This window comes from Acidithiobacillus ferriphilus, from assembly GCF_018854775.1.
Classification (GTDB): Bacteria; Pseudomonadota; Gammaproteobacteria; order Acidithiobacillales; family Acidithiobacillaceae; genus Acidithiobacillus; species Acidithiobacillus ferriphilus.
In genome coordinates, this window is sequence record NZ_JAAZTY010000192.1 from 1 (window position 1) to 5790 (window position 5790).

The 5790-nt window shown below is 62.6% G+C and carries 5 protein-coding genes; all 5 read left to right on the forward strand.

The annotated features are described in order from the left end of the window. A partial coding sequence (locus tag HF921_RS11930; RefSeq protein WP_215893873.1) for a proton-conducting transporter transmembrane domain-containing protein occupies positions 1 to 1325 on the forward strand: 1325 nt, incomplete at its 5' end. Next, positions 1322 to 2263, forward strand: a complete 942-nt coding sequence (locus HF921_RS11935) for a respiratory chain complex I subunit 1 family protein (RefSeq protein ID WP_215859771.1) — start codon at positions 1322 to 1324, stop codon at positions 2261 to 2263. The genes HF921_RS11930 and HF921_RS11935, both read left to right, overlap by 4 nt. A 1-nt stretch (position 2264) precedes the next feature. Next, positions 2265 to 2942: a formate hydrogenlyase gene (locus HF921_RS11940; RefSeq protein WP_215893874.1), complete on the forward strand. Its 678-nt coding sequence runs from the start codon at positions 2265 to 2267 to the stop codon at positions 2940 to 2942. Continuing rightward, a complete protein-coding gene (locus HF921_RS11945; RefSeq protein WP_215893875.1) occupies positions 2942 to 4396 on the forward strand; it encodes a hydrogenase 4 subunit F in 1455 nt (484 codons plus the stop codon). Before HF921_RS11940 ends, HF921_RS11945 begins: the two co-directional genes overlap by 1 nt. A gap of 10 nt (positions 4397 to 4406) precedes the next feature. Beyond that, a partial coding sequence (locus HF921_RS11950; protein ID WP_215893876.1) for a hydrogenase large subunit occupies positions 4407 to 5790 on the forward strand: 1384 nt, incomplete at its 3' end.

The window sequence follows — 5790 nt, forward strand, 5'->3', positions numbered from 1 at the left end:
TTTTCGGTTTCAGTGCCAAGGCGGGGCTGCTCCCCCTGCATATCTGGCTACCGGATGCCCACCCCGCCGCACCCGCCCCGGTCTCCGCGCTGATGAGTGGGGCGATGCTGCAGATGGCCTTCTATGGCATGTTGCGGGTGGACTTTCTCTTCCTCGGCAAGCTGGCCATGTGGTGGGGTCCTTTTGTCTTGGTGGTGGGCCTGGCGACGGCGCTCTTCGGGGTGCTTTTCGCCGCCGTCCAAACCGACATGAAGCGCCTGCTGGCCTATTCCTCCATGGAAAATATGGGGCTGATCATGGTGGCTTTCGGCCTCGCCCTGATCTTCCGCGCACATGGGCTCAATGCCCTGGCGGCCCTGGCCCTGGCCGCCGCCCTGTATCACGCCCTGAATCATGCTTTCTTCAAGGGACTGCTTTTTCTCGGCAGTGGCAGCGTGTTGCACGGAGCCGGCAGCGTGGCCATGGATCACCTGGGCGGCCTGATCCGGCGGATGCCCCAGACCGCGTTTTTTATGCTCCTGGGCACCCTCGCCATCGCCGGGTTACCTCCGCTTAACGGCTTTGCCTCCGAATGGCTGCTCCTGCAAGCCTTTCTGCTATCCCCCGCCCTGCCGCAAAGCACCCTCAGTGCGGTCTTACCGTTGGCAGCCTCCGGCGTGGTGCTGGCGGTCGCTCTGGCGGCCTATGCCATGGTCAAGTTTTACGGCATCGCCTTTCTCGGCCAGGCGCGTGGCACCCGGCATGTCCACGAGGCCGGACGCTGGGAACGGTCGGCCATGGCCCTGCTCAGTCTCGCCTGTATTTTTCTCGGACTCTTTCCGGGTGTTCTGCTGAATCTGCTGCATCCGGTGTTGCTGGAGATGCTCGGCCAGGGCTTCGCCGTCCAGCAAGGGTTGTGGCTGACCCCGGTCTCCGCACAACGCGCCAGTTACAGTCCGGTGATTTTCTTCCTCGGCATGGCGACCGCCCTGGGTCTGGGTTTTCTCCTGATCTGGAGCCTCTTTGGCCGGCCCTTGCGGCGCGTGCCGGTCTGGGCCTGCGGTTTTCCCGTCCGGACGTCGGCCATGCAGGATAGCCCACTGGGCTTTGCGCAACCCCTCCTGCGCATCTTCGCCCCACTCTATCAGGCGGAGCGGCAGGCTGACGATGCCGGCCGCTGGCAGGTACGGATCGGCGAACCGGTGTACCGCGGCATCTACCAGCCCCTGAACCGCATCGTCTTCTGGCTCTCGGCTCAGGTGCTGCGCCTGCAGCAGGGTCGCATCACCCTGTATCTGCTTTACAGTTTCCTGACCCTGCTGATCCTGCTGGCGATCTGGCGATGACCGCCATACTGCTGGAACTGGCGCAGGTGTTGCTGGCGGCGTTTCTCGCGCCACTCTTTGCCGGGCTACTGCGGGCATTGCGGGCGATTCTGCAGAACCGGCGACCGGCTGGCTGCTGGCAGAACTACCGCGATCTCTATCGCCTGTTCCATAAAGAATCCCTGCAGGCGGAAGGAACGTCCTGGCTCTTCCGCTTTGCACCCTACGGGATTTTCGGAGCGTTCTGTCTGGCGGCCGGAATCATCCCCATTCTCGCCACCGGTCTGCCCCTGGCACCGGCTGCCGATGTCATCGCCCTGGTGGGTTTGTTCGCCCTGGCGCGGGTTTTTCAGGTGCTGGCGGCCATGGATACGGGGACGCCCTTCGCCACCCTGGGCGCCCATCGGGAAATGCTGATCGCGGGGCTTGCGGAACCCGCCCTGCTGGCCACACTCTTCACGGCATCCCTGCTCTCCCAGTCCACCTCGCTCAGCGTGATCGTCGCCCATCTGGAGCAACTGCGCTTTGCTCTGCACCCCAGCATGGTTTTCGCCGCTGCCGCCTTTTTCATGGTGCTGCTGGCAGAAAACGCGCGGATTCCCGTGGACAATCCCGCCACCCATCTGGAGCTGACCATGATCCACGAAGCCATGCTCCTGGAATACTCGGGACGGCACCTGGCGCTGATGGAATGGGGCGCACAGATCAAGCTGGTGCTCTATGTGTCCATCGGCATCGCCCTGTTCCTGCCTTGGGGTATCGTGCCCGCCGCAGAAATTGCGGTACTGCCCCTGACCCTGCCGATCCTGCTGCTGAAATTCGCGGCCGCCGCTCTTATCCTGGCGCTGGTCGAAACCCTGCTCGCCAAGATGCGCCTCTTTCGTGCGCCGGAGTTCATGGCAACCGCCTTTCTGCTCGGAGTCGTAGGACTCCTGAGTTTCTTCATGCTGGGGGCATGACATGATGATCACCACACAGGGACTCGCCTGGGGCATCCCCCTGCTGAGGCTCCTCGCCGCCCTCCTCCTGCTGCTGGCTTTCGCCATGCTGGCGCAACGGCGCTTACTCACTCTGATTCATCTTCTCGCCTGGCAAGGTGTAGTCCTGGCCGCCGGTACAGCGCTGGTGGCGCTGCTGACCGGACAAACGGAGTTATGGCTTTCCGCAGCCCTGACCCTGAGCCTGAAGGCTATCCTGATCCCGACGGCCCTGCATCGTCTATTGCGGCGTCTTCAGGTGCGTGGCGATGTCGAGACGGTGCTCAACATCCCCCTGACCTTGCTCGCGGGCATCGCTCTGGTCATCTTCGCTTTCTCCCTCGCTGCACCTATTACCGCCCTGACCAGCGCGGTGACCCGCGGCATGGTCGGCATTGCCCTCGCCGCCGTACTGCTCGCTTTCCTGATGATGATCACCCGGCACCAGGCCATTTCCCAGGTGGTCGGCTTCCTGGCTATCGATAACGGCCTCTTCTTCGCCGCCACCAGCGCCACCCTGGGGATGCCGATGATCGTGGAACTGGGCGTAGCCCTGGACGCCCTGATCGGTTTCGTTATTCTCGGCGTGTTCTTCTTTCAGATACGGGAGACCTTCGACAGCATGGATCTCCAGCATCTGGAACAGATCCGGGAGGAATGATGCCGATTCTACTGGTGCTGATATGCGCGGCGACAGGCATCCCCTTGCTCGCCCTCTGGGGTGACGGGCGCCGGGGTGCGGCCCTGTTTATCGGCATCAATACGCTAACCCTACTGGCTATACTGGCGCTGTCGGCGCGGGTGTTGCGCGACGGCGCATTTACCGCGGGCAGCGGACAATTCATGGTGGACGATCTCAGTATCCTGCTGATACTGGTGGATGGCGTGGTGGGATTCAGTACGGCATGGTTCTCCCGCAGCTATATGCGGCAGGAAATCGTCCACTGGTCGCTCTCCCGTCGGCGTGTCCGCCTCTATCACGCCATGTTCCAGACCTTCCTTACGACAATGCTGCTGGCCTTGCTGACCAACAATATGGGCATCCTCTGGGTGGCCATGGAAGGCGCCACCCTGTCCACGGTCTTGCTGGTGAGCCTCTTCCGCACTGCGGAAGGCCTGGAGGCCGCCTGGAAATATTTTATCCTCTGCGGTGTCGGTCTGGCGATGGCGCTATTCGGTACGATCCTGCTGTATTTCGCCGCCCAGAAAGTGCTGGGGCACGGTGCGGACGCGTTGCTGTGGACGCATCTGGAAGCCGTGCGCCGTCAATTGCAACCGCAGGTCATGGCCATCGCCTTCATTTTTATACTGGTGGGCTACGGGACCAAAATCGGCTTGAGCCCGCTCAACAACTGGCTGCCGGATGCCCACGCCAGCGGCCCCAGCTCGGTTTCGGCGGTACTTTCCGGACTATTGCTCAATGTGGCCCTCTACGCCGTGCTGCGCGCCAAAGTGCTGGTGGACGGTGCCCTCGGTCCGGACTTCGCCGGACGGCTGCTGATGAGCTTCGGTTTGCTCTCCCTGCTGGTGGCGGCCTTTTCCATGTTGCGGCAGCGGGATGTGAAGCGGCTTTTCGCCTATTCCTCCATTGAACACATGGGGTTGGCCACCTTCGCCTTCGGGATCGGCGCACCACTGGCGAGTTTTGCGGGCTTACTGCACATGATCAGCCATAGCCTGACCAAGTCCTCCGTGTTTTTCTCGGTCGGACAAGCGGTACAGAGTGTCGGCAGCCGGGAAATACAGCGCATCCGCGGCCTGCTGGCATTCAGCCCCGTCCTGGGCTGGGCACTCATGCTGGCGGTGCTCTTTATCCTGGGGATGCCACCCAGCGGCCTCTTCCTGAGTGAATTTCTCATCATCACCAGCACCTTGCAGGACCAGCCCTGGCTCACGCCGGTGCTCCTGCTGGGATTGGGCGTAGCCTTTGCCGGAATTTTCCCGCGCCTGCAGGGAATGGTCTTCGGACCCGCCCCCGAAGGCATCGCCCACCAGCCCGTCGCCGGCATCATCCCGGTCTTCATCCAACTGACCCTCGTCATCGTGCTCGGGGTGTTCATCCCCTGGACACTGGTCCAGTGGATGCAGCATGCCGCCCTGCTCCTCCACGGATAAGGACGCCATCATGCCCAACCCTGCACTGCGCCTACTGACTGATTTCAAGCGGTGGGGCACGCCGTTACCAGTGTGGTCCGGTCGCCTCGACAACGAGTATTGGCCGCTCGCCGCCCAGAACATCCGTGCGCAAGGCGGACGCCTGCTGGCGCTCTGGGGCGAGGACCGCCGCACCACGGAAGCGGCAGGCTATCTCGTCCATGCGGCGTTTCTGTCCGAAACCGGCATCATCAGCACGGAAATGATCGTGGACCCCGCCATTGCAGCCTATCCGAGTCTGGCCACCGTTTTCCCAGGCGCTCTGCGCATGGAACGTACCCTGTATGATCTGCTGGGCATCCGCGCGACGGGGACAAACGATAGCCGTCCTTGGCTGCGGCATGCAGCCTGGCCAGCCGATCAATTTCCCCTGCGCACCGATTTTTCTGGAGAAGATCTGGATATCGCCGCAGATCGCGACTACACCTTCCTACCCGCGAGCAGCCCGGACATCCATGAGATTCCGGTCGGGCCTATACACGCCGGCATTATCGAGCCGGGGCATTTCCATTTTCAGGTCCTGGGGGAAGAAATCCTGCGCCTGGAGGAACGCTTCGGCTACACGCACAAGGGCGTCGAGCGCCTCTTTCAGGGCTTGGATGTGGCCGCGGGCGCACATCTGGCCGGACGGATCAGCGGCGACAGTACGGTGGCTTATGCCTGGAGTTATGCTCAGGCGGTTGAGCAGATTACCAACGCGCAGGTGCCAGAACGTGCCCAATGGCTGCGCGCCCTCTGCCTGGAACGGGAGCGACTGGCCAATCATCTCGGTGATCTCGGTGCCATCGGCAACGACGCCGGACTAGCCTTCGCCCTGACTCAGTTTCAGGCCCTCAAAGAGGACCTGCTGCGCGAGAATCAGCACTATTTCGGGCATCGCCATCTCATGGACCGAGTCTTGCCGGGCGGGGTGGACAGCGATCTCACGGTGGCGGCCGCCGCAACCCTGCAGCGTACCGGACAGACACTTAAAACCGCCGTCGGGCGTCTGCAGGAAATTCTTGCCGAGCACGGCGGCCTGCGCGATCGGGTGGTGCAACTCGGCATAATCTCCCCTAAACGGGCGGCGCAGCTGGGACTCATGGGGGTCGCCGGACGGGCCAGCGGCCAAGCCTGGGACCTGCGGGTGCAGTTCCCCAACAGCCCTTATGACCAGCTCCAGGTGCGGATGGCCACCGCCGCAGAAGGCGATGTCGCGGCGCGTATGACTGTACGTTTTCAGGAAGTTTTCGAGTCGCTGCGTCTACAGGAGGAAATCCTCCGTCGACTGCCTTGCGGAAACGTGTACCAGCCGCTGGATCTCCGGGATACATTGGGGGAAGGCATTGGTTGGGTGGAGGGCTGGCGGGGGGAGG